The sequence below is a fragment of the Telluria mixta genome (genome assembly GCF_029223865.1).
Classification (GTDB): Bacteria; Pseudomonadota; Gammaproteobacteria; order Burkholderiales; family Burkholderiaceae_D; genus Telluria; species Telluria mixta.
This window is the reverse complement of record NZ_CP119520.1, coordinates 6,282,617-6,305,899: the sequence shown is the minus strand read 5'-3', so window position 1 is coordinate 6,305,899 and position 23,283 is coordinate 6,282,617. Positions and strand designations below refer to the sequence as shown.

General features: G+C 66.7%; 19 protein-coding genes and 1 pseudogene. 9 read left to right on the top strand and 11 right to left on the bottom strand.

Annotation, left to right across the window (positions count from 1 at the left end; genetic code table 11):
- Window positions 1–167 precede the first annotated feature (167 nt).
- Window positions 168–1,538, top strand: a complete 1,371-nt coding sequence (gene ppnN, locus P0M04_RS27765; protein ID WP_259451118.1) for a nucleotide 5'-monophosphate nucleosidase PpnN — start codon at window positions 168–170, stop codon at window positions 1,536–1,538.
- Window positions 1,539–1,710: 172 nt separating this feature from the next.
- Here ppnN and lysS read toward each other — a convergent pair.
- The 3 genes and pseudogenes from lysS to prfB all read right to left on the bottom strand — a co-directional run bounded on the left by lysS (window position 1,711) and on the right by prfB (window position 5,044).
- Window positions 1,711–3,257 (bottom strand): annotated as a pseudogene (lysS, locus tag P0M04_RS27760) (lysine--tRNA ligase).
- Window positions 3,258–3,281: 24 nt separating this feature from the next.
- Window positions 3,282–3,935 (bottom strand): HAD family hydrolase, encoded by a 654-nt coding sequence (locus tag P0M04_RS27755; RefSeq protein ID WP_259451120.1) that lies wholly within the window; start codon window positions 3,933–3,935, stop codon window positions 3,282–3,284.
- Window positions 3,936–3,939: 4 nt separating this feature from the next.
- Window positions 3,940–5,044 (bottom strand): peptide chain release factor 2 gene (prfB, locus tag P0M04_RS27750; RefSeq protein WP_259451121.1). Its coding sequence is split into 2 segments (ribosomal slippage): window positions 3,940–4,962 and window positions 4,964–5,044, totalling 1,104 coding nucleotides; the frame shifts between segments, so codons are not numbered across the junction.
- Between the two features lie 111 nt (window positions 5,045–5,155).
- Here prfB and P0M04_RS27745 point away from each other — a divergent pair.
- Window positions 5,156–7,132, top strand: coding sequence for a bifunctional 2',3'-cyclic-nucleotide 2'-phosphodiesterase/3'-nucleotidase (locus P0M04_RS27745; RefSeq protein ID WP_259451224.1), 1,977 nt, complete (start codon window positions 5,156–5,158; stop codon window positions 7,130–7,132).
- A complete protein-coding gene (locus tag P0M04_RS27740) occupies window positions 7,129–7,467 on the top strand; it encodes an SEL1-like repeat protein (RefSeq protein WP_259451122.1) in 339 nt (112 codons plus the stop codon). The genes P0M04_RS27745 and P0M04_RS27740 overlap by 4 nt, the downstream gene beginning before the upstream one ends.
- Here the strand turns inward: P0M04_RS27740 and P0M04_RS27735 are convergent, their stop codons facing one another.
- From P0M04_RS27735 to P0M04_RS27720, 4 genes are all read right to left on the bottom strand, one after another.
- Window positions 7,468–8,211: a GAF domain-containing protein gene (locus tag P0M04_RS27735; RefSeq protein WP_259451123.1), complete on the bottom strand. Its 744-nt coding sequence runs from the start codon at window positions 8,209–8,211 to the stop codon at window positions 7,468–7,470. It lies immediately after the preceding gene.
- A 99-nt stretch (window positions 8,212–8,310) separates the two neighbouring features.
- The gene (locus tag P0M04_RS27730) at window positions 8,311–8,631 is read right to left on the bottom strand and encodes a DUF2288 domain-containing protein (RefSeq protein ID WP_259451124.1); all 321 of its coding nucleotides are present in this window, start codon (window positions 8,629–8,631) and stop codon (window positions 8,311–8,313) included.
- 13 nt (window positions 8,632–8,644) lie between these two features.
- The gene (locus P0M04_RS27725) at window positions 8,645–9,328 is read right to left on the bottom strand and encodes an RES family NAD+ phosphorylase (protein ID WP_259451125.1); all 684 of its coding nucleotides are present in this window, start codon (window positions 9,326–9,328) and stop codon (window positions 8,645–8,647) included.
- On the bottom strand, window positions 9,329–9,766 hold the full coding sequence (locus tag P0M04_RS27720) for an antitoxin Xre/MbcA/ParS toxin-binding domain-containing protein (RefSeq protein ID WP_259451126.1): 438 nt from the start codon (window positions 9,764–9,766) through the stop codon (window positions 9,329–9,331).
- 174 nt (window positions 9,767–9,940) lie between these two features.
- On the opposite strand from P0M04_RS27720, the gene P0M04_RS27715 reads away from it, so the two are divergent.
- Together P0M04_RS27715 and P0M04_RS27710 are read left to right on the top strand one after the other, a co-directional pair.
- Window positions 9,941–10,366 carry a YybH family protein gene (locus tag P0M04_RS27715; protein ID WP_259451127.1) on the top strand — a complete coding sequence of 142 codons (426 nt, stop codon included), beginning with the start codon at window positions 9,941–9,943 and terminating at the stop codon, window positions 10,364–10,366.
- Window positions 10,367–10,470: 104 nt separating this feature from the next.
- Entirely contained in the window at window positions 10,471–12,309 is a 1,839-nt protein-coding gene (locus tag P0M04_RS27710; RefSeq protein ID WP_259451128.1) for a rhamnogalacturonan lyase, read from the top strand.
- 102 nt (window positions 12,310–12,411) lie between these two features.
- Here P0M04_RS27710 and recJ read toward each other — a convergent pair whose 3' ends face one another.
- From recJ to P0M04_RS27690, 4 genes are read right to left on the bottom strand one after another with little or no spacing between them, the layout of a single operon-like run.
- The gene (gene recJ, locus P0M04_RS27705) at window positions 12,412–14,061 is read right to left on the bottom strand and encodes a single-stranded-DNA-specific exonuclease RecJ (RefSeq protein WP_259451225.1); all 1,650 of its coding nucleotides are present in this window, start codon (window positions 14,059–14,061) and stop codon (window positions 12,412–12,414) included.
- A gap of 44 nt (window positions 14,062–14,105) precedes the next feature.
- A complete protein-coding gene (locus P0M04_RS27700) occupies window positions 14,106–15,170 on the bottom strand; it encodes a hypothetical protein (protein ID WP_259451129.1) in 1,065 nt (354 codons plus the stop codon).
- 24 nt (window positions 15,171–15,194) lie between these two features.
- Window positions 15,195–16,028, bottom strand: a complete 834-nt coding sequence (locus tag P0M04_RS27695) for a ferritin-like domain-containing protein (RefSeq protein WP_259451130.1) — start codon at window positions 16,026–16,028, stop codon at window positions 15,195–15,197.
- Window positions 16,029–16,044: 16 nt separating this feature from the next.
- Complete coding sequence (locus P0M04_RS27690; RefSeq protein WP_259451131.1) at window positions 16,045–17,265, bottom strand: hypothetical protein; 1,221 nt, start codon at window positions 17,263–17,265, stop codon at window positions 16,045–16,047.
- 173 nt (window positions 17,266–17,438) lie between these two features.
- On the opposite strand from P0M04_RS27690, the gene P0M04_RS27685 reads away from it, so the two are divergent.
- The 4 genes from P0M04_RS27685 to P0M04_RS27670 all read left to right on the top strand — a co-directional run bounded on the left by P0M04_RS27685 (window position 17,439) and on the right by P0M04_RS27670 (window position 23,271).
- Window positions 17,439–18,704, top strand: a complete 1,266-nt coding sequence (locus tag P0M04_RS27685) for a lipoprotein-releasing ABC transporter permease subunit (RefSeq protein WP_259451132.1) — start codon at window positions 17,439–17,441, stop codon at window positions 18,702–18,704.
- A gap of 1 nt (window position 18,705) precedes the next feature.
- Window positions 18,706–19,392, top strand: a complete 687-nt coding sequence (gene lolD, locus P0M04_RS27680; protein WP_371877355.1) for a lipoprotein-releasing ABC transporter ATP-binding protein LolD — start codon at window positions 18,706–18,708, stop codon at window positions 19,390–19,392.
- 6 nt (window positions 19,393–19,398) lie between these two features.
- Window positions 19,399–20,199 carry a TatD family hydrolase gene (locus tag P0M04_RS27675; RefSeq protein WP_259451134.1) on the top strand — a complete coding sequence of 267 codons (801 nt, stop codon included), beginning with the start codon at window positions 19,399–19,401 and terminating at the stop codon, window positions 20,197–20,199.
- Between the two features lie 159 nt (window positions 20,200–20,358).
- Entirely contained in the window at window positions 20,359–23,271 is a 2,913-nt protein-coding gene (locus P0M04_RS27670; protein WP_259451135.1) for a type VI secretion system Vgr family protein, read from the top strand.
- Window positions 23,272–23,283 lie beyond the last annotated feature (12 nt).

Below are 23,283 nucleotides of genomic sequence, written 5' to 3'. Positions count from 1 at the left end.
TGCGGCTGCGTCGCATTTTAGTGGAAATCGTGCATATGGGGCCAGCTTTTTCCAGCTCAGCCATATGCGGAATCGGCATAAGCGAAAACGGGGACACAAACTCCTGTGAGTTGTCGTATATTGGTGGAAAGGCCACACCGATTCACAGTAGAGAAAAGGAACACACCATGAACTACGACGTTGTCGATACGCTGATTTCTCCGGAAGGACGCCTGGAAGTCCTGTCGAAGGCCGAGGTGGCCAAGCTCCTTGATACGAGCCAGGGTGGGTTGTACCAGATCTTCCGCAAGTGCGCACTGGCGGTGCTCAACTCCGGCAGTTCGATCGACGACGGCAAGGAGCTGCTCGAACGGTACAAGGATTTCGACATCAAGATCATCCAGCGCGAACGCGGCATCAAGCTGGATATCCGCGGCGCGCCCGCTCACGCCTTCGTCGACGGCAAGATGATCAAGGGTATCCACGAGCACCTGTTCTCGGTCCTGCGCGACATCGTCTACGTGAATTTCGAAGTGACGGACAATCCGCGCTTCGACCTCACGCGCCCGGAAGGCATCACGGACGCCGTCTTCCACATCCTGCGCAACGCCAACGTGATCCAGCCGCAGCGCAATCCGAACCTCGTCGTGTGCTGGGGCGGCCACTCGATCAACCGCGTCGAGTACAACTACTCCAAGCACGTGGGCTACCAGCTCGGCCTGCGCGAACTCGATATCTGCACGGGCTGCGGCCCGGGCGCGATGAAGGGCCCGATGAAGGGCGCCACTATCGGCCACGCCAAGCAGCGCCTGCAGGGCGGCCGCTATCTCGGCATTTCGGAGCCGGGCATCATCGCGGCCGAGTCGCCGAACCCGATCGTCAACGACCTCGTGATCATGCCGGACATCGAGAAGCGTCTCGAAGCCTTCGTGCGGACGGGTCACGGCATCGTCGTGTTCCCGGGCGGTGCGGGCACGGCCGAAGAAATCCTGTACATCCTCGGCATCCTGCTCCATCCGGAAAACGCGGAAGTGCCGTTCCCGCTCGTGTTCACGGGCCCGTCGACGGCGCGCGAATACTTCGAGCAGATCGACCAGTTCATCGGCCTGACCCTGGGCGAAGCGGCACAGCGCCGCTACAAGATCATCATCGACGACCCGGATGCGGTGGCGCGCGAGATGCAGCAGGGGATCCGCCAGGTGCGCGAATTCCGCAAGTCGCGCAGCGACGCGTACTACTTCAACTGGGGCCTGCGGATCGATCCGGAATTCCAGAAGCCGTTCCGTCCCACGCACGACAACATGCGCAACCTGTCGCTGCACAAGAACCAGGAAACGCATTTGCTGGCCGCGAACCTGCGCCGCGCGTTCTCCGGCGTCGTCGCGGGCAACGTGAAGGAAGAGGGCATCCGCGCGATCGAGCAGTTCGGCAAGTTCGAGATCCACGGCGAGAACGAGATCATGGCGCCGATGGACAAGCTGCTGCAGTCGTTCGTGGAGCAGAGCCGCATGAAGTTGCCGGGCAAGGAGTATGTGCCCTGCTATCGGGTGGTTCGATAAGATAACGCAAGAACACCGTCATCCCCGCGAAGGCGGGGATCCAATTTTGCGTGCGTTGCGACTGTGCGTGCAACTTGGGTTCCCGCCTTCGCGGGAACGACGTTCTAATGCAAACAAAAGAAAAAAGGCGCGGACGACGAATCGTCCGCGCCTTTTTTGTGATGCGTGACGCTTAATCTTCCTTGCGCAGGTGCGGGAACAGCAGCACGTCGCGGATGTTCGGCGAGTCGGTGATGATCATCATGAGACGGTCGATACCGATACCGCAGCCGCCGGTCGGGGCATGCCGTATTCCAGCGCGCGGATGTAGTCGGCGTCGTAGTACATTGCTTCCTCGTCGCCCGCCTGCTTCGCCTCGACCTGCGCCAGGAAGCGCGCCGACTGGTCTTCCGGATCGTTCAGCTCGGAGAAGCCGTTGGCGATCTCGCGGCCCACCATGAACAGCTCGAAGCGTTCCGTGATGCCTTCGCGCGTGTCCGACGCGCGCGCCAGCGGCGACACTTCGACCGGGTAGTCGATGATGAAGGTCGGTTCCCACAGCTGCGCTTCCGCCGTCTCTTCGAACAGCGACAGCTGCAGCGCGCCCAGGCCCGAGATGGCGTGCGGCTTGACGCCGAACTTGGCCAGTTCCGCCTTCAGGAAGTCCATGTCGTGCAGCTGTTCGTCCGTGTAGCGCGGGGCAAACTTGTTGATCGCCTGGACGATCGTCAGGCGGTGGAACGGCTTGCTCAGGTCCAGCGCGCGGCCGCCGTACGTCAGTTCGGCGGTGCCGTGGGCGTCGATCGCGGCCTGGCGGATCACGGCTTCCGTGAAGTCCATCAGCCACTTGTAGTCGGTCCACGCGGCGTAGAACTCCATCATCGTGAATTCCGGGTTGTGGCGGATCGATACGCCCTCGTTGCGGAAGTTACGGTTGATTTCGAACACGCGGTCGAAGCCGCCCACGACGAGGCGCTTCAGGTACAGCTCCGGCGCGATACGCAGGAACATCTGCATGTCGAGCGCGTTGTGGTGCGTGATGAACGGCTTTGCAGCGGCGCCGCCCGGAATCGCGTGCAGCATCGGGGTCTCGACTTCCATGAAGCCGTGGTCCTGCATGAAGCGGCGGATCGACGAGATCGCGGCCGTGCGCGCCTTGAACGTGCGGCGCGTCTCTTCGTTCATGATCAGGTCGACGTAGCGCTGGCGGTACTTCGTTTCCTGGTCGGCGAGGCCGTGGAACTTGTCCGGCAGCGGACGCAGCGACTTGGTGATCAGGCGCAGCGTGGTGACTTTGACGGTCAGCTCGTCGGTCTTCGTCTTGAACAGCGTGCCGACGACGCCCAGGATGTCGCCCAGGTCGTAGTGGCGCAGGGCTTCCATCGCTTCCTCGCCCGTGTTGTCCAGGGTGACGTAGATCTGGATGCGGCCGTCGGCGCGCAGGCCCGACGAATCCTGCAGGGTCGCGAACGCGGCCTTCTTGCCCGCTTCGCGCTTGAGCATCATGCGGCCGGCCAGCACGACCTGCTGCGGTTCCGCTTCCAGCTGTTCGCGGGTCCAGCCGCCGAACTGCTCGGTGAGGTCGGCCGCCTTGTGCTGCGGGACGAAGTCGTTCGGAAACGCGATGCCTTTTTCGCGGATCGCGGCCAGCTTGGCGCGGCGCTCGGCGATGATCTTGTTGTCCTCGGCCGCGAGAGTCGACGGCTCGTTCTGTTGTTGTTCTTGGTTTTCGGTGCTCATGTCAGTATCGGTGTAGTTTGGAATTCAGGGGGCGCCGAGCAGCTCGCCGACGTCGAGGTCTTCGTAGTGCGCGACGACGCGGATCACGTTGTCGAATTCGCGGAAGGCATCGGCGGGCAGCGTGGTCGTGATGACGACGGCCTTCATGCCGGCGCGACGGGCCGCTTCCACGCCCATCGGCGCGTCTTCGAACACGATGCAGTCGCGCGGATCGACGCCCAGCTTCTCGGCCGCTTTCAGGAAGACGTCCGGATGCGGCTTGCCGCGCGCAACGTCGGCCGCCCCGACGACGGCGTCGAAGTGGCGGCGCAGGTCGAGGTCGTCGAGCGTGAAGACGATGTTCGCGGGCGGGGCGGACGTCGCCACCGCCAGATTCACGCCGCGCGCGCGCGCGGCCGTCACGAAGTCCTCGAAGCCCTGGATCGCGCTGCGGTGCGGGCCGTACATCTCGCGGTACAGGACGTCCTTTTCCTGCGCCAGCACGGCGATCTCGTCTTCCGGAATGTCCGGGCCGAGACGCTCGCGCAGGATCTCGCGGCCCTGCGCGCCCGCCGTCTCGCGGAAGAACGCGTCCGGATCGTACGTCTTGCCGCGGCGGGCGAAGAACGCCAGCCAGGAATCCGTATGGAACGCCATGTTGTCGACGATGGTGCCGTCCATGTCGAAGATGAAGGCCATCGGCTTAGACCCCTTGCTTCAGCGAAGCGGAGATGAAGTCGTCGAGGTCGCCGTCCAGCACGTTCTTCGTGTTGCCGGTCTCGAAGCCGGTACGCAAGTCCTTGATGCGCGACTGGTCGAGGACGTACGAACGGATCTGGTGGCCCCAGCCCACGTCGGTCTTCGAATCTTCCAGCTTCTGCTGCTCGGCCATGCGCTTGCGCAGCTCCAGCTCGAACAGCTTGGCGCGCAGCATGTCGAAGGCTTCGGCCTTGTTGCGGTGCTGCGAGCGGTCGTTCTGGCACTGCACGACGATGCCCGTCGGCGCGTGCGTCAGGCGCACTGCGGAGTCGGTCTTGTTGATGTGCTGGCCGCCGGCGCCGGATGCGCGGTACGTGTCGATGCGCACGTCGGCCGGGTTGATTTCGATTTCGATCGATTCGTCGACTTCCGGGTACACGAAGATCGACGAGAACGACGTGTGGCGGCCGTTGGCCGAGTCGAACGGCGACTTGCGCACGAGACGATGCACGCCCGTTTCGGTGCGCAGGTGGCCGTAGGCGTATTCGCCCTCGACCTTGATCGTGGCCGTCTTGATGCCGGCGACCTCGCCCTCGGACAGTTCCATCACCTCGGCCTTGAAGCCCTTGCGCTCGCAATAGCGCAGGTACTGGCGCAACAGCATCGACGCCCAGTCCTGGGCCTCGGTGCCGCCGGCGCCGGCCTGGATGTCGATGAAGCAGCTGGCGTGATCCATCGGGTTGCTGAACATGCGACGGAATTCCATCGCCTCGATGACCTTCTTGATTTCCTCGGCATCGCCTTCGACCGCTTCGATCGTGGCGTCATCGCCTTCTTCGCGGGCCATCTCGAACAGGTCGGACGCATCCGCCAGGTCGGCGCGCGCCTTTTCCAGCGTGAGGACGACGCCTTCCAGCGCCTTCTTCTCGCGGCCCATGTCCTGGGCACGTTTCTGGTCGTTCCAGATGGCGGGGTCTTCCAGTTCCTGGTTGACCTGCTCTAACTTCTCCGCTTTGCGGTCGAAGTCAAAGATACCTCCGAAGTTCGGCTTCACGGCTGGTCAGGTCGTTCAGCAGGGAGGAGAGGGCATTGATGCGTTCAGCTTCCATGGTCTGTGGCAATTTTCAGTTGGTTGAATCGAACCGGAGATTATACCTTAGTGCGCGCATGCTTTATGATGCTGGCCCATGACGCGCCACCTTTCCCATCTGTTCCGCCTGATGCCGCTCGCGGCCATGGTCTCCGGCGCCATCGCTGCGCCCGTGCCGGCGGGCACGCATGCCACGCTCGCGATCCTGGAGACGACCGACATCCATGCGAACGTCGTCGGTTACGATTATTTCAAGCTCGCGGCCGACCCGTCCTTCGGCCTGGACCGGACGGCGACCCTGATCGCCCAGGCGCGGCGCGAGTTCCCGAACACCGTGCTGCTCGATAACGGCGACACGATCCAGGGTACGGCGCTGGGCGACTACCAGGCGCTCGTGAAACCCGTGAAGTGCGGCGAACTGCTGGGCGTCCACAAGGTGATGCAACGGCTGGGCTACGACGGCGGCGGCGTCGGCAACCACGATTTCAACTACGGCCTCGGCTTTCTCGGCCAGGTGACGGGCAACCGGTTCGACGTTCCGGGCGTCCCGCGTCCGAAGAAACCCTGCGCCGGCCCCGGCTTTCCGATCGTGCTGGCCAACGTCTACAGTGTCAGGACGCGCAAGCCCCTGTTCGCCCCGTACCGCATCCTCTCGAAGCGCGTGCGGGCCGTGGACGCGGCCGGGAACCCCGTCGAGGCGACGGTCAAGGTCGGCATCATCGGTTTTACGACGCCCACGATCCTGTCCTGGGACAAGCGCTGGCTGGAGGGCCGCGTCTATACGGAAGGCGTGGTCGAGACGGCGCAGCGTTACCTCCCGGAGATGCGCAGGAAGGGCGCGGACGTGATCGTCGCGATCTCGCACGGCGGCCTGGACGCGAGCCCGTATTCGCCCACGATGGAAAACGGGAATTACTATCTGGCGCAGGTACCCGGCATCGACGCGCTGCTGCTGGGCCACGCGCATCAACAGTTCCCGAATCCTGCGAGCACCGTCGCGCAGTTCAACCTCCCGAACGTCGACAAGGCCCGCGGCACCGTATTCGGCGTGCCGACCGTAATGGCGAGTCTGTGGGGCAAGAACCTGGGCGTGATCCGCTTCGACCTGCGCCACGACGGCAAAGGCTGGACGATCGCGCGCGACCAGACGGTCGTCGAGACGCGGGCCTCGCAGCAGGCCGATAAATCGTATGTCGCGGCCGACCCGGCCGTGCTGGACCTCGTGCGCGCCGAGCACGAGGCGACGATCCGCTACGTGCAGACACCCGTCGGCAGCACCGACTTCCGCATGTCGACGTATTTTGCCGACGTGGGCGACCCGTCCGCGATCCAGGCCGTCAACGCCGCCCAGGCCGACTATGTGCGCGCCTACGTGAAGGCCAGTCTGCCGCAGTACGCAAGTTTGCCCGTACTGTCCGTGTCTGCTGCATTCAAGGCCGGCGCGGCGGGGCCGGGCGATTACACGGATGTGGCGCCCGGCAGCCTCGCGCTGAACAACGCGGCCGACCTGTACCTGTATCCGAATGCGCTGTACGCCGTGAAGGTCGACGGCGCCGCGCTGACGGCATGGCTGGAAAAGGCGGCGACCCGCTTCAACACGATCGACCCGGCGCGCACCGAACCGCAGGAACTCGTCAACAGCGGCTTCCCCAGCTATAACTTCGATACGGTCACGGACCCTGGACTCCGCTACGAGATCGACGTGACGCGCCCGCCCGGCCAGCGCATCCGCAACCTCACGTGGCAGGGCAAGCCGATCGCGAGCGGCCAGGCGTTCCTCGTCGCGACGAATAACTACCGCGCGAGCGGCGGCGGCAACTTCCCCGGTCTGGACGGCAGCAAGACGGTGATCGCGTCGCCGGACAGCAACCGCGACGTGCTCATCGCCTGGATCCGCACGCACAAGCGGCTCACGCGGACGGCCGACGGCGCCGCGCGCAGCTGGCGCTTTACGCCCGTGACGACGGCGGGGCCGGTCGTGTTCCACGCGCCGCCCGGCAAGCTGGAACTGGCCCGCGCGGCGGGACTCCAGGGCGTTACGGAACTGCGTGCGGACGACGGCCAGGGCAAAGGCTTCGCACTGTACGCGGTCGACCTGTCGAAATGAAGCGGATATTTGCGGCCATGCTGCTGGCCGCGCTGGCGCTGCCCGCGTTCGCGCACGCGGACGTCGACAACCGGCGGCATCGCCTGCAACATCGGGCGGAGGGTGGCGAACCGCATGCGATGTTCCTGCTTGCGCACATGCTGGCGGATGGCGAAGGCGGACCGCCCGATAGGGTCGCCGCACGTGCGTGGCTGGAGCGGGCGGCCGAGCTTGAGTATCCGGAAGCGTTGCAGGAACTGGCTTTGAACGAGCCGGACCCGGAGCGGGCGGACGCTCTCATGCGCGCGGCCGCGCACGCGCTGGCCCACCGCGCGCACGCGGCGGATCGGCATTGATCAGTTGCGGTTGTTGCGGCCCGTGGCCTGGATCTCGCCCGAAGCGATCTCGGCCAGGTCGATGAGGCTCTGCACTTCTGCCGCGCGCAGGCGGCGCGGTTCGCGGTCGATCACGCACAGGGTGCCCAGCGGCTGGCCCGACTTGTCGCGCAGCGGCACGCCGGCATAGAAGCGGATGTGCGGTTCCTGCAGCACGAGGGGATTCGTGCGGAAGCGCTCGTCTTCCATTGCGTCTTCGACGACGAACAGCTCGTTTTTCAGGATCGCGTGCGAGCAGAACGCCCAGTCGCGGGGCGTCTCGCGGGCAGCCAGGCCGACCCTGGCCTTGAACCACTGGCGCGTCGACGTCAGCAGGGAAATGAGGGCGATCGGCGAGCCGGTCACCATCGAGGCGAGACGCACGAGGCGGTCGAAGCGGGCTTCCTCGTCGGTGTCGACGAGGCCCGTGGCGGCCAGCGCGGCCAGGCGCGAACGCTCGTTCGCGCCGATGGGGTAGCCGGGCTGCGGCGCCGGCTGGTATTCCTTGTCCGTGCTCGGATTCGGGGTCGACCGGGCCTGGTCATCGCCATGCATCAGGCCCTGCACGAGACTCAGGCGCGTACGGCGGTGTCCGCCCGGCGTCTTCCACGATTCGATCGCGCCGCTTTCCATCCAGATCTGCACGGTGCTCGTCGCCACGCCGAGCAGGCGCGCGACTTCGCTCGTGGTCAGGATTGGATCGTCTTCTTGTAAGTTGCTTTGCATAAACTTCCTCACTTCACGCCAGTATAGCGGATTCGGAGGGTTCACATTTCCTAAAAACTAGTTGCCGTACGGGAACGTGTTTCCAAACCAACACTTTGGTTAGTGTACAGCGTGTTTCTCGGGCTGCACGAGCACGAACGGGCTCACGACCGAGGCCCACAGCCGGGTGTCGGCCGCCTGCCAGGTGCGTGCCTGCACGTCGGACACCTTGGCAACCTTGCCTTCGTTCATCCAGCGGTTGATGGCTTCCTTGTCATCATGGGCGATGCGCAGCGCGACTTCGACGAGGTCCAGCGCTTCGCTCACGTACACGACGGCGCCGTGGGCGAAATGGCGTTCGAGTTCGGACCAGTGCACGCGGGCGGTCTCGCTGTTGATCTTGTCGTGCAGTTCGGTGTCTTTGAGCGGATCGGTTTTCATGGTGGTATAGGATTCAGAGGGGTTCGATGGCGGGAAGCGGCGAACCCGCCCATGTTAACCGATATGCATGGCCCTTGCGGACATTGCCGACCAGTGCGGGGCGAAAGCATGCGAGATTCGTGCCCTCGGGCCGGCGCACGCTCGGGTAGATGACGCCCATCGACCCTGCCTCCAGCAGCTCCGCCGCCAGCGCCTGCGATGCGACATAGCTGTCGGCGGCAAGGCAGTCGTCCCACGCGTCGGCGCCGCGCAGGTCGTGGAAGCTGGCGCTGAAGTCGGCCAACAGGGCCTGGTAGTTCACGCTGTCGTCGAAGCGGCCGATTTCCTGGTATTCGACGGCCTTGTGGAACGCCACCTCGGCCAGCGCCGTCTCGACCTCGAACGCGCAATACCACGCGCCCCGTTCGCCGTCGTTGAAGCGGCTGCCTTCCGGGCGGGCATACGTGTAGGCGGCGTTGATGATACGGAAGTTCGGCACGCCGAACACGAGCTCGTCGACGCCGATGCCGGGCATCAGGCCCGATTCGCCGCGCAGGCGGTCGTTGGTGGCGTTGTCGAGGTCGAACAGGTCGCGCAGCATCCCATCGTCATCGGCCAATGGGGCCAGCACGGAGTCTTCGAGGTCGGCGAAGCGCGACGGGATCAGACGGCACGTGTCGAACTGCCGCAGCGCGGTCAGGCGGGGGATTAGTTTCACTCACAGTCCTCCGCGGCGGGCGTCGAGCAGGCGGCGCACGGTCTGCATGGCCAGCAGGCCGCCGCCCAGCATGTAGGCCAGCGGCGTGCGGCCGTTGAAGATGGGATTGGTATTCGGGAGGTGGATCCATTCGTCGGCAAGCTTGTCGCCGTACAGGAGGTGCAGGGCTTTATAGATGCCGAGCAGGTAGGAGATACGGGTGATGCGGTCGACTTCGAGCACCCGCGCGGGGTGCTTCTTCCATTCGTAGAACGAGGACGACGACAGGCCGCCGAGCAGTTCGCGCGCGTCCTCGTCGCGGATCTGCCAGGCGCCGGCGAGGCGAAAAAAACCTTTCAGGGCCGATTCCGACAGCCGTTCGCGCTCGGAGCGGGCAGACAGGTCCACGAGTACCGCCGGCTCGAACCGGCTCTTGGGGTAGGCGTAAGCGAAGCTCATGAGGAATTCTCCGGTTATGGACTATATATACTCCGCTTCCGGACATCGCGCAAGCGTCTTGTGCAAACCGTATTGCCGTGCCAGAATGCAAGGCTTGTCAAATCATCATCCTTGCAAACGACGATAAAGGGGGGCGCGATGCGTCTGCTGTCGATTGGGGTCATGTGCATCAGCATGCTGATGCTGGCTATGGCGAGCGCGGCGCGGCCGTCGCCCGACGAGCTGAAGAAACAGGTGGCGGATACCGAACGCGCCTTCGCCGCGACGATGAAGGCGCGCGACCACGCCGCGTTCACGTCCTTCCTGGCCGACGAGGCCATCTTCTTTTCCGGCCCGACCCCGCTGCGCGGGCGCGAGGCCGTCGCCAATGCGTGGCGCAAGTATTACGACGGCGAGCGCGCACCGTTCTCGTGGGAGCCGGAACAGGTGGAAGTCGTGGATTCCGGTACCCTGGCGTACAGCGGTGGACCCGTCTACGACCCGAGCGGCAAGGTGGTCGGCCGCTACAACTCGATCTGGCGGCTCGAAGCGCCGGGGCGGTGGAAGATCGTGTTCGACCGGGGCGAGGCGCCGCCTTGCAACTGCGGCAAGAAAGAATAAGCGGCCCGCTCAACATTGTGACTGCTTGCCTGGACCGAATTGACACTCCCCAGGCCAATCCAGATACTCGAACGCCCGACAACAACGACGAGTAGGCTGGAGACATGACACTAATCCGAAACGTTGCACCGCTAGGGCTGCTGGCGCTCGCCCTCACGCAATCCGCGTTTGCCGCCCAGGGCAAGCAGGTTGAAAAACTCGACCGCGGCGTCGTCGCCGTCGCCACCGGCAGCGGCGTCTTCGTCAGCTGGCGCGTGCTGGGCGTCGACGAGCCCGCCACCCGCTTCAACCTCTACCGCGACGGCGTCCGCCTGAACGACGCACCGCTCGTGGCGAGCAATTTCACGGACGCCTCCGGGACGCCGGCAGCCCGCTATACCGTACGGGCGATCGTCGACGGGCACGAAAAGAAGGACGAGGCAGCCGGCGCGACCTGGAGCCAGCCCGTCCTGCGCATTCCCGTGCAGCGGCCGGCCGGCGGCGTCACGCCGAAGGGCGAGGCCTACACGTACGACCTGAACGACGGCACGCCTGCCGACCTCGACGGGGACGGCCAGTACGAGCTGATCGTCAAATGGCAGCCGACGAATGCCAAGGACAATTCGCAGTCGGGCTATACGGGCAACACCTATGTCGACGCCTATAAACTCGACGGCACGCTGCTGTGGCGCATCGACCTGGGCCGCAACATCCGCGCCGGCGCCCACTACACGACGGTCGTCGCGTACGACTTCGACGGCAACGGCAAGGCCGAGGTGATGCTGAAGACGGCCGACGGCACGGTCGACGGCCAGGGCAAGGTGATCGGCGACGCCAGTGCGGACTACCGCAATGCCAACGGCTACATCCTGTCGGGCCCCGAGTACCTGACCGTGTTCGACGGCCGCACCGGCAGGGCGCTGGCGACCACGGACTACCTGCCTGCGCGCGGCTCGGTGGCGGCCTGGGGCGACAACTACGGCAACCGCGTCGACCGCTTCCTGGGCGGGGTCGCCTACCTGGACGGCCGCCGGCCCAGCGCGATCTTCTCGCGCGGCTACTACACCCGCGCCGTGGTCGCGGCCTGGGACTACCGCGACGGCGTGCTGTCGAGCCGCTGGGTGTTCGACACGGACAAGGAGGGCAGCGCCGTGCGCGGCCAGGGCTCGCACTGGTTCTCGGTGGCCGATGTCGACGGCGACGGCCGCGACGACATCGTCTACGGCGCGGCCGCGATCGGCAGCGATGGCCACATGTTGTACAGCACCGGGCTGTGCCACGGCGACGCGCTGCACGTCGGCAAACTCGACCCGACCCGCGCCGGCCTGCAGGCGTACATGGTGCACGAGACCCCGTCCTGCTACGGTGCCACCGGCTCCGAGATGCACGACGCGGCGACAGGGCAGATCCTGTGGGGCGTCAGCGGCAGCGGCGCCGACGTGGGGCGCGGCGTGTGCGCGGACATCGATCCGAACTACCTGGGCGAGGAATGCTGGGCGTCGCGCGGCGGCCTGATGGCGGCCAACGGCCACCAGATCTCCACGGCGCGTCCGGGGAACATGAATTTCGCCAGCTGGTGGGATGGCGACCTGGGGCGCGAACTGCTCGACGGCACCGTCATCAACAAGTGGCAGCCGGCGACGTCCACCGTGGTGCGCCTGCTCGACGGTGCGCCGTACGGGGCGGCCTCGAACAACGGCACCAAGGCGACGCCGGTCCTGTCGGCGGACATCCTCGGCGACTGGCGCGAGGAAGTCGTGTGGCGCACGGCCGACAACTCTGCACTGCTCGTGTTCACGACGACGGCGCCGACGACGGCCCGTATCCCGACGTTGATGCATGACCCGCAGTATCGGGCGCAGGTGGCGGGGCAGAATGCGGGCTACAACCAGCCGCCGCACCCGAGCTTTTACCTGGGCGAGGGCATGGGGGCGGTGACGCAGGCGCCGATTTTTACGCGCTAAGTCGTTAGCTTTAAAACCGTCATTCCCGCGCAGGCGGGAATCCATGCTGAGCTTCCGAAGTCTGTAACTCAGTATGGGTTCCCGCTTCCGCGGGAACGACGGCTATACCGGCTCCGCGTGCTCCACCAGCAACTGCACCTTGGTCACGCCGTTGTACTCGTTGGCATCGAGCCGGAACGCCACCCGCGCTCTGTCGCCCAGGGCATCGGTGTGCCCGAACCAGATGGCATCGTAGCGCCGCCCGTTCCGCTCCAGCAGCAGCTTGAGGTGCTTGTCCTTCAGGATGCGCTGGCTGACGACGCGGAATTCGTCGCAGAACACGGGCGGTGCGAAGCCCTGGCCCCAGACCTGGCCGTCCAGCAGTTCGATGAATTGCGTGCTGTAGAAATCGTCTTCCAGCGGCCCGTCCGTCTCGACGATGCGCTCCAGCTGCGCTTCCGTCAGCCACGCGCGGCCGACGGCTTCGAAGGCCTGGGCGAACGTGTCGAAGTGGTCGCCGCGGATCGACAGGCCGGCCGCCATCGAGTGGCCGCCGAACTTGTCGATCAGGCCCGGGACCTTCTTCGATACGAGGTCCAGTGCGTCGCGCAGGTGGAATCCCGGGATCGAGCGGCCGGATCCCTTGATCCAGCCGTCGCCCGCGGGCGCGAAGGTGATCGTCGGACGGTAAAACTTCTCTTTCAGGCGCGAGGCGACGATGCCGATCACGCCCTGGTGCCAGCCGTCGTCGAACACGGCGATGGTGCTGGCGTCCGCCGGATTGAAATCGTCCAGGTGCAGCAGGGCCGTGCCCTGCATGTCGGCCTCGATCTCGCGGCGCTTCAGGTTGATGTCGTTGAGCTCCTGCGCGATGGCCCAGGCGCGGCCCTCGTCGTCCGTGATCAGGCATTCGATCCCGAGCGACATGTCTTCCAGGCGGCCGGCGGCGTTCAGGCGCGGGCCGAGGGCGAAGCCGAGGTCGAACGGCGACGCGCAGCGCGCCTCGCGGCCCGCCACGCGGAACAGCGCGGCGACACCCGCGTGCATGCGGCCCGCACGCATGCGTTTGAGGCCTTGCGCGACGAGGATGCGGTTGTTCGTGTCCAGTTTCACGACGTCCGCGACGGTGCCCAGTGCAACGAGGTCGAGCAGGTTGTCGAGCTTGGGCTGCGTCTGCGCGTCGAACACGCCGCGCCGGCGCAATTCCGCGCGCAGCGCCAGCAGCACGTAGAACACGACGCCCACGCCGGCCAGGTGCTTGCTGGGGAAGCCGCATTCCGGCTGGTTCGGGTTGACGATCACGCGCGCGTCCGGCAGCGCGTCGCCCGGCAGGTGGTGGTCGGTGACGACGACGTCGATGCCGCGCGCCTTCGCCGCCGCCACGCCGTCGATGCTGGCGATGCCGTTGTCGACCGTGATGATGATATCCGGGGATTTTTCGCGCGCCGTCAGTTCGACGATCTCCGGCGTGAGGCCATAGCCGTATTCGAAGCGGTTCGGCACGATGTAGTCGACGCGCGCGCCCATCGCCGTGAGGCCGCGGATGGCGGTCGCGCAGGCGGTGGCGCCGTCGCAGTCGTAGTCGGCCACGATGGTCATCTTCTTGCCGGCCGCGATGGCGTCGGCGAGATACACGGCGGCCGCATCGATCTGGCGCAGCGCGCCGGGCGGTACCAGGGCCTGCAGTTCGACCGCGAGCTCGCGCGGATCGGACAGCCCTCGGGCAGCGTACACGCGCGCGAGGACGGGGTGGATCCCGCCCTGGCGCAGCATTTCGGATTGGCGCACGGGGCAGGGGCGGATGGTGATGCGGGTCTTCAAAGCAGTCGTTCCAGGGTCGGGCGGCGCCAGAATTTACGTTGCGCCAGCGGGGTCGTCGTCGTTTCGAGGTGGCCGTCGCGGTGGCTCAGCACGAGGCGTATTTCTTTAACGCGTCCATTTTTCAGTGCTGCCAGCAAGGGCGCAAACAGCTCGGTTTCCAGGCGCTGCATCTGCTGCAGCCAGCCGTGCCAGTCGGCCGCGATGCCGGGTGCCGCCACGTTGCCGCAGGCGAGCAGCCAGTTGTCGTCACCGTCGAGCAGCGTGTCCATTCCGGCCAGGCTGTCCAGGCGGCGGTCCGCCAGTGCCGTCAGCCAGCCGGGGGTCTCGAACGCGGCCACGCGCGGGCGCACGAGCGGCTTGCCGGAGACCTTCGCCACCAGTTGCTGGGCGTGTTCGGTGGCCATGCTGGCATTCCCCCACGGCCAGAACGAGTTGATCGGCAACTGGCCGCGCGCCTCGCGCGCCGCGTTGGCCGGGTCCGTGAACCACGTCACCTGCACGTCGTTCTGCAGCTTGCGGAAGGCTCTGGCCTGCGGGCCGGACGGCATCCAGTCCGTCAGGTTCATGTTGACGGCCGCGTCCGGACTCGCCGTCGTGATCTCGGTCCAGTCGTCGGCGCGCATGAACCAGGTGTCGTGCGTGCCCCAGGCGAGCGCGTAGCCGGCGTCCTCGAAGCACGGGCGCGCGCTGTCGAACAGGGCGCGCGCTTCCTCCTCGCGCAGGTCGAGCTGGCGCGTGTCGCCCATCTGCAGGTGCGTGCGCGCGATCTGGATATGCGTCGGGTTCACGACGAACCACATGCCGTCGTCCGGATCGAGGCCGACGCCGCGCATCGCGCTCGTCGCGACACCAGGCACGAGCCCGTGCGCGACGCCCAGCGCCCGCGCGATCCACAGCTCATGCGGGAGGACGCGCGCGTCGGTATCCAGCGGGCGGTAGCGCGCATCTGATATTTTCGACAACAGCGCGGCCAGTGCCGGCGTCTGCAGGGCGCGGGTCAGGTCGGGCGCGAATTCGGGAGCGGGGAGGGCGAACGGCAGGACGAGCGAAATATGGGCCATCCCTCTATTTTAGGCGAAATGCACTCAGATGTCCGCCCCCGGTCCCGGCGTCGTCACATCCGGCGAGGTCGTGGGCGCCGTCGTCGAATCGGGCGGCATCCCGGCCGACCCGCCCGGCGGCAGCATGCCGGGAATGGGCGTCAGCCCGATCGCTTCGTGATACCAGCCCTGCACGAGCACCAGGTGCCGGTGCTCGTCCTCCAGCGCCAGCGTGAAGCCGGCCACGAGATCGTCCTGGCCGGCCTCGCCCGCCAGCATGATCAGCGTCTCCCAGCCGGCGCGGTCGGCCAGTTCGGCCGTCAGCAGCGCGTGCAGCGACTGGGCCAGGCTCGTGCGCGGATCGTTCAACACCTGCACGACGCCCAGCGATTCGACGCCGGCGACGTCCGCGCTGGGCGTCTGCGCCGTCGGGTCGCCGCCCAGCGATTCGATGGCGTCCTTCAGCAGCAGGAAGTGGCGCGCTTCGTCGCGGCGGATATCGGCGACGTGGTCGCGCGTCATGCCGGCCGGGCCGCCCTGCATGACGTCGCATTTCGCCAGCAGCGCGTCGTAAAGACGGGTGCCCGTGCGTTCGAACGCCAGCCGCTCGCCCAGCTTGTCGAGCAGGATCTGCGGCCGGTCGCCCTTGAGCATGTGCATGCCCATGCTGACGGCGCCCGCCACCGTGCCCGGCATGGGGATCGAGCCGATGGCGCCGGCATTGATGATATAAGCCTCGCGCGCGTCCAGCAGGGCCCGCTCGTCGCCGGGGGCGCCGCGGATCGGCGCGTTGTCGCTGTCCTGCATGGCCGCGGTATCGATGGGCGACATCTGCACGCCCGTCCGGTTCATGCCCAGGTGTTCGGTCTGCTGTGCCATGGTGACTCCTTCCGGTTCAGGGCTGGACGACGCCGCCCTGGTTGGCGGGCATGGTTGTCATGAGGGCCGTCGTGCCGGCGGTGCCGTGACTGACCAGCTCCGTCCCCGGCGTCCAGACATAGCCGGCGGCCACCGCCTCGCTGGGCGAGCCGTCGCCGTTCATCTGCCGCCGGTAATCGATGCTGGCCTGGTCTTCGTGCGCCTTCGGCACGAATTGCGTGCCCAGCGCGCGCAGGTCGACTTCGCTGGCAAGCACCTGGCGCACGTAGTCGCGCTGGCTGCGGAACGGGATCGGACCGGCGAACTCCCCGACGATCTCGGCCGGATCGCGCCGCTCGTAGCGCCGGAAGGCGTCGGCGGCCATGTGGAAATGGCCCAGCTCGTAGTCGAGACACCGTTCCCAGATGGCCTTGACGTGGTGGTTCGTCTCCGTCTCGACGCAGCTGTAATAGGTGTAGCACTCGTTCGCCTCGTGCAGCATCCACTGCTCGACCCACGTTTCCGTCGGGTCCAGCAGCGATTCGTACTGGGTCACGTGCTGTTCCTCGACCGAGGCGATTTCCGCATACAGCTGGCGCGCCACCGGGTCGGCGAACGTCGGGCCCACGTTCATATAATAGTCGTGGGTCTGCGCCTCGGCCGCCGTGATCGTCAGCGCGTGCAGCTTGCTGAGCATCGTCGCCATGCTGCGGTCGTACGGAATGCGCAGGTCGTCGCGCGGGGCGCGGTGGTGCTCGGGCGTGGGGCGGCCGGGGAGGATGTCCGTATAGCTCTGCAGGATATTGTTCGCATCCTTGCCCTCCACGCGGTCGAGCAGCGCCGCGTAGCGGTACAGGTGGTCGAAGTCTTCCAGCAGGCCGAACCGGTACACGGCGGACAGGTAGTCATCCGGCTCGGCCCGGGCCACGCTCGCGGTCAGCTCGATGGCCAGCTGTTCGTAGGCGATGGTCGTCTCGAGCGGGGAGTGATCGGGCGACAGCAGCCAGTTGACCATCGTGGCCTGGTGCTGTTCGACCCGCCTCACGTCGGCCAGCGGCTGGCGCAGCGCCATGTTGCAGCGCGCGGCCATGTGCGAGAAGCGCACGGACTCCAGCTCGATGCCGTTCATGAGGATGATGCGCATGCGGGTAAAGGCATCGTCGTCCAGCTTGCTGATCGGATTGCGCACCATGTCGCGCCACGTGGTGTGCTGCCGGTCGAGCGGCGTGCCCTTCGAATCGAAGACGGAAAATGCCATGGTGAGCCTCCTGTCTGCGTTCGATAGTCTTGCAGTGCCCGGAGTTCCGGCCATTTTATGGTGTGTGCAAGATAGAAAAAGTACTTCCAATTGTGACAACGCCCCACACGGATGAGCGTTGTGTGGCAAACTGCGGAACCCTAGCGTTTACCCAGGAACTTACCCCGGAGCCCATGAGCCTCATCCACAAACTGCCGTACGAATGGCTGGTCGGTTTGCGCTATACGCGCGCCGGCAAGCGCAGCAGCCGCAACAGCTTCATTTCCTTCATCTCGCTGATTTCCGTGTCCGGCATCGCCCTTGGCGTGGCCGCCCTGATCGTCGTGCTGTCGGTGATGAACGGGTTCCAGAAGGAGGTCACGGACCGCATGCTGTCCGTGCTGGCCCACATCGAAGTGTTCGACGCGAGCGGCTCCATGCCGAACTGGCGCCAGGCCGAGCAGGAAGCTTTCCGCAACCCGGCCGTGCGCGGCGCCGCGCCGTTCGTCGAGACGCAGGGCCTGCTGGTGCGCGAGGACACGATGAAGCCGGCCATCATCCGCGGCATCCTGCCGTCGGAAGAGCACAAGGTATCGGACGTGGCGAAGCAGATCCGCCAGGGCAGCATCGACAGCCTCAAGTCCGGCGAGTACAACATCGTCATCGGCTACGCGCTGGCACGCTCGCTCGGCGTGGGCATCGGCGACAAGGTCAACATGCTGCTGGCGCAGGGCCAGACGACGCCGGCCGGCATGGTGCCGCGCTCGCGCGTGTTCACCGTCAGCGGCATCTTCGAGGCCGGCCACTACGAATTCGATTCGGCGCTCGCCTTCATCAACATCGAGGATGCGCAGCGCATGGTGCGCATCGACGCGCCGAACGGCCTGCGCCTGCGCATCGCCGACATGCACCAGGCCCCGTTCGTGGCGCAGGAACTCAAGCGCAGCATGTCCGGCGAACTGATGATGCGCGACTGGTCGCAGCTGAACGCCAACTGGTTCGCCGCCGTGCAGACGGAAAAGCGCATGATGTTCATCATCCTCACCTTGATCATCGCCGTGGCCGCGTTCAACCTCGTCTCGACGCTCGTCATGACGGTGACCGACAAGCAGCCCGACATCGCCATCCTCCGTACCCTCGGCGCATCGCCGCGCTCGATCACGAAGATCTTCATGATCCAGGGCGCCCTCGTCGGCATCATGGGCACGGCCGCCGGCGTGGGCCTCGGCGTGCTGGTGGCGCTGAACATCGACGTCATCGTGCCGTTCATCGAACGCCTGCTGGGCGTGCAGTTCCTGTCCAAGGACATTTATCTGATCAGCGAAATCCCGTCCGACCTGCGCTGGCCGGACGTCTTCAAAATCGGCGGCGTCTCGGTGCTGCTGGCCTTCGTCGCGACCATCTACCCCAGCTGGTCCGCGTCGCGCGTGAAACCGGCGGAGGCACTCCGCTATGAATGACATGAATGTGAATACATCCGTACTGGCCTGCCGCAACGTCGCCAAGACCTTCCGCCAGGGCGATTACTCGGTCCAGGTGCTGGACCATATCGATTTCTCCATCGCCCGCGGCGAGCGCGTGGCCATCGTGGGCGCGTCCGGTTCCGGCAAGTCGACCCTGCTGCATATCCTGGGCGGGCTGGACACCCCCAGCACGGGCAGCGTCACCCTGCAGGGCGAGGACTTCGCGACGCTGTCGGAGACGCGCCGCGGCGAGCTGCGCAACCGCTCGCTCGGCTTCGTCTACCAGTTTCACCACCTGCTGCCCGAGTTCACGGCGCTGGACAACGTCGCGATGCCCCTGCTGATCCGCCGTGTGAAGCGCGCGGATGCCGTCGCGCGCGCCGAGGCGATCCTGGCACGCGTGGGCCTGACGAAGCGCGCCATCCACCGGCCGGGCGAACTGTCCGGCGGCGAGCGCCAGCGCGTGGCCCTGGCCCGCGCCCTCGTCACGGAACCGGCCTGCGTGCTCGCCGATGAACCGACCGGTAACCTCGACCACTCGACGGCGCAGGGCATCTTTGACCTGATGCTCGAACTGGCGAAGACGCTCGGCACCGCCTTCGTCATCGTCACGCACGACCCGGAACTGGCGCGCCGCTGCGACCGCGTGCTGCGCATGACGGAGCACGGCCTGCAGCCGGCCTGATCTTCCATGTGGATCGACACCCACTGCCACCTCGATGCGCACGAATTCGGCGCCGAGTCGACGGACATCGCCCGGCGCGCGGAGGAACTCGGGGTCGGCATGATCGTGATACCGGCTGTCGCACGGGATAACTTCGACGTCGTGCGCAAGCTCGCCGGCGGCCTGCCCAACGCCAGCTACGCGCTGGGCATCCATCCGATCTACGTACCGCAGGCCACGGACGACGACCTCGCCGAACTGCGGCGCCAGGTCGAGGCGTCGTTGTCGGATCCGCGTTTCGTCGCCATCGGCGAGATTGGCCTCGACTTCTTCATTCCGATGCTGTGCGAGCCGGCGATGCGCGAGAAGCAGGAGCGCTTCCTGCGCGAGCAGCTGCGCATCGCGCGCGATTTCGATCTGCCCGTCCTGACGCACGTGCGTCGCTCGCAGGACCAGGTGCTGAAGCACGTGCGCCAGATCCGGCCCGCGGGCGGCATCGCGCACGCGTTCAACGGCAGCTTCCAGCAGGCGAAGGCCTTCATCGACGCGGGCTTCCACCTCGGCTTCGGCGGCGCCATGACCTTTACGCGCGCCCTGCAGATCCGGCGGCTGGCGGTGGACCTGCCGCTGGAATCCATCGTGCTGGAGACGGACGCGCCGGACATCTCGCCCGCGTGGGTCCACCCGGGCCGCAACAGTCCGGAGCAATTGCCCGCGATCGGTGCCGCGCTGGCCGAGATGCGCGCGCTCGATCCGGATGCCGTGCGCGCGGCCACGCATGCGAATGCGCTGGCGACAATGCCGCGCCTGGCCGCGCTGCTGGGCTGATGCCGGACTGGTGCCGGGCTGACTAAGCGGCGCGCATGAAGCACATGGGTCGTACCCGGCCCTCATGACGGCGCGACCGCGCCTGTCGTCTCCCGGTTCCATCGTGTCGCGCCAGCCCGTCGTGCGCACCCGCGCGGCGCGCCGCGTGGGACCATCCACATGCTCCGAAGTTCGCTCCTGTACACCCTGACGCACGTTAATCTCGCGCCGGTTGAAGCATGGAAGAATCCATTCTCGTGCCGCAGCTGCGGCGTGTTCACGGGAGAGACAGTGGAAAGCGCGAGCGAGTTCCTGCGGGTTCTGCAGCACGAAAAAGTCCTGAGCACCGCGCACCGGCCGTTGCGCCTGCGCCTGGCCCACGGCGGCCAGCTTGCGGAGGACGTGCTGCTGCCCCAGCGGGTCGTGGGCCACGAGGCGATCTGCGGCGGCATCGACTACCGCGTCGCCTGCGTCGCCAGCAGCCCGCACATCGCGCTGAAGGACCTGATCGCGCTGCCGGCCGAACTGCAGTTCGTCACCGACCGCGGACAACTGCGCAGCGTATGCGGCATCGTCACCGAGGCACGCGCGGGCGATGCGGACGGCGGCCTGGCCGGCTACGAGCTCGTCCTGCGCGACGTGTTCGCCGTGATGGAAAAGCGCACCAACAGCCGCGTGTTCCGCTACCAGAACGAACTGGAGATCGTGCGGGTGCTGTGCGACGAATGGCGCCAGTCGAACACGGTGCTGGCCAATGCGTTCGAGCTCGAACTGGATCCGCTGTTCGACATGCGCCAGTTCCCGCCGCGCGAACAGACCATGCAGTACAACGAATCGGATGCCGCCTTCGTGCGCCGCCTGCTCAAGCGGCGCGGCATCGCCTGGGTGTTCCGGCCGGGCCGCAGCCGCGGCAGCCCCGTCGACCCGGCACACGACCGCACGCCCGCGCACACGCTGGTGCTGTTCAACGACCCGAACGGCCTGCCGCAGAACGCGGCCGGGACCGTGCGCTACCACCGCGACAGCATGGCGGACGGCCGCGACACCATCACCTCGTGGCGCGCCGCCCGCCGCCTGCAGCCGGGTGTCGCGACACGCCACAGCTGGGATTACAAGAACCCCGACGCCGCGCAATTCATGACGGCCACCGCGCGCAGCAACGTCGACCAGGGCGCGAGCGGCAACACGCTTGCCGCGTCGCTGGACGACTACCTGATCGAGATGCCGCACGCCGGCAACGACGTCGAAGACCACTGGCGCCTGGGCCACGTGCGCATGAGCCGCCACGAATTCGAATCGAAGTGCTTCCAGGCGGAGGGCAGCGTACGCGACTTCTGCGCCGGCCAGTATTTTTCGCTCGACGGCCATCCGGAGGTCGACACGCACCCCGCCGCGGAGCGCGATTTCGTGATCACGGAACTGCATGTCGTGGCCGACAACAACCTGCCACGGGACCTTGACCGCCACGCCAGGCAGGTGTCGGCGGACGCGGCCTTAAGCGCGCTCCCGGCCCCGCGCGCGGGCGACGGGCAGGCACGCGTGCGCGTAACCTTTTCCGCCGTTCGGCGCGGCATTCCGATCGTCCCCGCCTACGACCCGCGCACGGACCTGCCGCAGCCGCAGCTGCAGAGTGCCATCGTCGTCGGGCCGGCCGGCGAGGACGTCCATTGCGACGCGCTGGGGCGCGTAAAAATCCGCTTCCCGGGCATGCGCGCCGCCGACCACCGCCACGCGCACGGCGCCGGCGCGTCCGACTCGCCGGCCGATTCGGCCTGGGTGCGCGTGGCGTCCAACTGGGCCGGGAACGGCAACGGCAGCCAGCAGCAGGCCGGCGCTTTATCCCTGCCGCGCGTCGGTTCCGAAGTACTGGTGGCCTTCCTCGGCGGCGACCCGGACCGCCCCATCATCCTCGCGCAGCTGTACAACCAGCGTACGGCGCCGCCCGCATTCAGCCAGGCGGGGGCGTTGCCGGGCAACCGGTACGTGTCCGGCACGCGTACGCACGAGATCCAGGGTGCGCGCGGCAACCAGCTGCGCTTCGACGACACGCGCGGCGAGATCAGCGCGCAACTGGCGAGCGACCACGGCACGTCGGAACTGAACCTCGGCTGGCTGACGCGCCCGCGCGCCGACGGCACCGGCACGCCGCGCGGGGAGGGCGCCGAGCTGCGCAGCGACCTGTCGGTCGCCGTGCGCGGGGCCCAAGGGGTGCTGATCAGCGCCGAGGCGAGTCCGCAGGGAGATGGCGGCCAACTCGACCGCGCCGGCCTCGCGGGCCTGGCCGACGTCATGCAGGGCATCCTTGACGAAGTGGGCAAGCTGGCGGCCGTCCACACGGACGACGAACCGACCGGCAAGCGTCTCGCCGTCCTCGTCGACAAGCTGAAACGCTGGCATGCGGGCAGCAATGTCGCGGAAGGCGCCGCCGGCGGCGGCGAGCCGATCCTGGCCGCGACGGCGCCGAACGGCATCATCGTCGCCAGCAACGACAACCTGGCACTGGGCGCGAGCGGCAAGGTGGACGTCGTCAGCGCGGGCGATGCCGAAGTCGCGGCCGGCGCCAACATCTTCGTGCGCGCCGCCCGTCGCCTGAGCCTGTTCGCCCACGAGCTGGGCGTGCGCCTCGTCGCGGGCCGCGGCGACATCGTCGTGCACACGCACGTGGGCAATATCCAGATCAAGTCGGCGGGCCGCATCAGCCTGATCGCCGCCGAACGCATCGAACTGGAAGCGCCGGCCGTGAAGATCATCGCGCCGGGCGCGCAGACCGACTGGGCGGACGGCACGGTCACCCAGCAGACGAGCGGCCGCCAGGTGTTCAAGGCGACGGAGCACGACCTGGTCGGACCAGGCGGCGCGACACCGGAAGGCGTGCGCATGCCGACGTCGCACCTGCGCACGGACGAATACGTGGTGCTGCGGCACCAGCAGACCGGCAAGCCGGTCCCGAACCAACGCTACAAGGCGACGTTCGAAGACGGCCGCACCGTCACCGGACGCACCGACGAACAGGGCCGGACGTCATTGCTGATCGGCGAAATGATCGGCGACGTGGACATGGCCTTCCTCCCCGACGACGACCCGGCCCGCTGACCCCGGGCTTGA

Bases quoted from the DNA above. Each gene is read 5' to 3' on its own strand.
- P0M04_RS27670 (WP_259451135.1), top strand. From the start codon at position 20,359: ATGCTCCGAAGTTCGCTCCTGTACACCCTGACGCACGTTAATCTCGCG.
- P0M04_RS27700 (WP_259451129.1), bottom strand. From the start codon at position 15,170: ATGGCCCATATTTCGCTCGTCCTGCCGTTCGCCCTCCCCGCTCCCGAA.
- P0M04_RS27755 (WP_259451120.1), bottom strand. From the start codon at position 3,935: ATGGCCTTCATCTTCGACATGGACGGCACCATCGTCGACAACATGGCG.
- P0M04_RS27695 (WP_259451130.1), bottom strand. From the start codon at position 16,028: ATGGCACAGCAGACCGAACACCTGGGCATGAACCGGACGGGCGTGCAG.
- P0M04_RS27740 (WP_259451122.1), top strand. From the start codon at position 7,129: ATGAAGCGGATATTTGCGGCCATGCTGCTGGCCGCGCTGGCGCTGCCC.
- recJ (WP_259451225.1), bottom strand. From the start codon at position 14,061: ATGCTGCGCCAGGGCGGGATCCACCCCGTCCTCGCGCGCGTGTACGCT.
- P0M04_RS27675 (WP_259451134.1), top strand. From the start codon at position 19,399: ATGTGGATCGACACCCACTGCCACCTCGATGCGCACGAATTCGGCGCC.
- P0M04_RS27715 (WP_259451127.1), top strand. From the start codon at position 9,941: ATGCTGATGCTGGCTATGGCGAGCGCGGCGCGGCCGTCGCCCGACGAG.
- lolD (WP_371877355.1), top strand. From the start codon at position 18,706: ATGAATGTGAATACATCCGTACTGGCCTGCCGCAACGTCGCCAAGACC.
- P0M04_RS27735 (WP_259451123.1), bottom strand. From the start codon at position 8,211: ATGCAAAGCAACTTACAAGAAGACGATCCAATCCTGACCACGAGCGAA.
- P0M04_RS27720 (WP_259451126.1), bottom strand. From the start codon at position 9,766: ATGAGCTTCGCTTACGCCTACCCCAAGAGCCGGTTCGAGCCGGCGGTA.
- P0M04_RS27745 (WP_259451224.1), top strand. From the start codon at position 5,156: ATGCCGCTCGCGGCCATGGTCTCCGGCGCCATCGCTGCGCCCGTGCCG.
- ppnN (WP_259451118.1), top strand. From the start codon at position 168: ATGAACTACGACGTTGTCGATACGCTGATTTCTCCGGAAGGACGCCTG.
- P0M04_RS27710 (WP_259451128.1), top strand. From the start codon at position 10,471: ATGACACTAATCCGAAACGTTGCACCGCTAGGGCTGCTGGCGCTCGCC.
- P0M04_RS27685 (WP_259451132.1), top strand. From the start codon at position 17,439: ATGAGCCTCATCCACAAACTGCCGTACGAATGGCTGGTCGGTTTGCGC.
- P0M04_RS27690 (WP_259451131.1), bottom strand. From the start codon at position 17,265: ATGGCATTTTCCGTCTTCGATTCGAAGGGCACGCCGCTCGACCGGCAG.
- P0M04_RS27730 (WP_259451124.1), bottom strand. From the start codon at position 8,631: ATGAAAACCGATCCGCTCAAAGACACCGAACTGCACGACAAGATCAAC.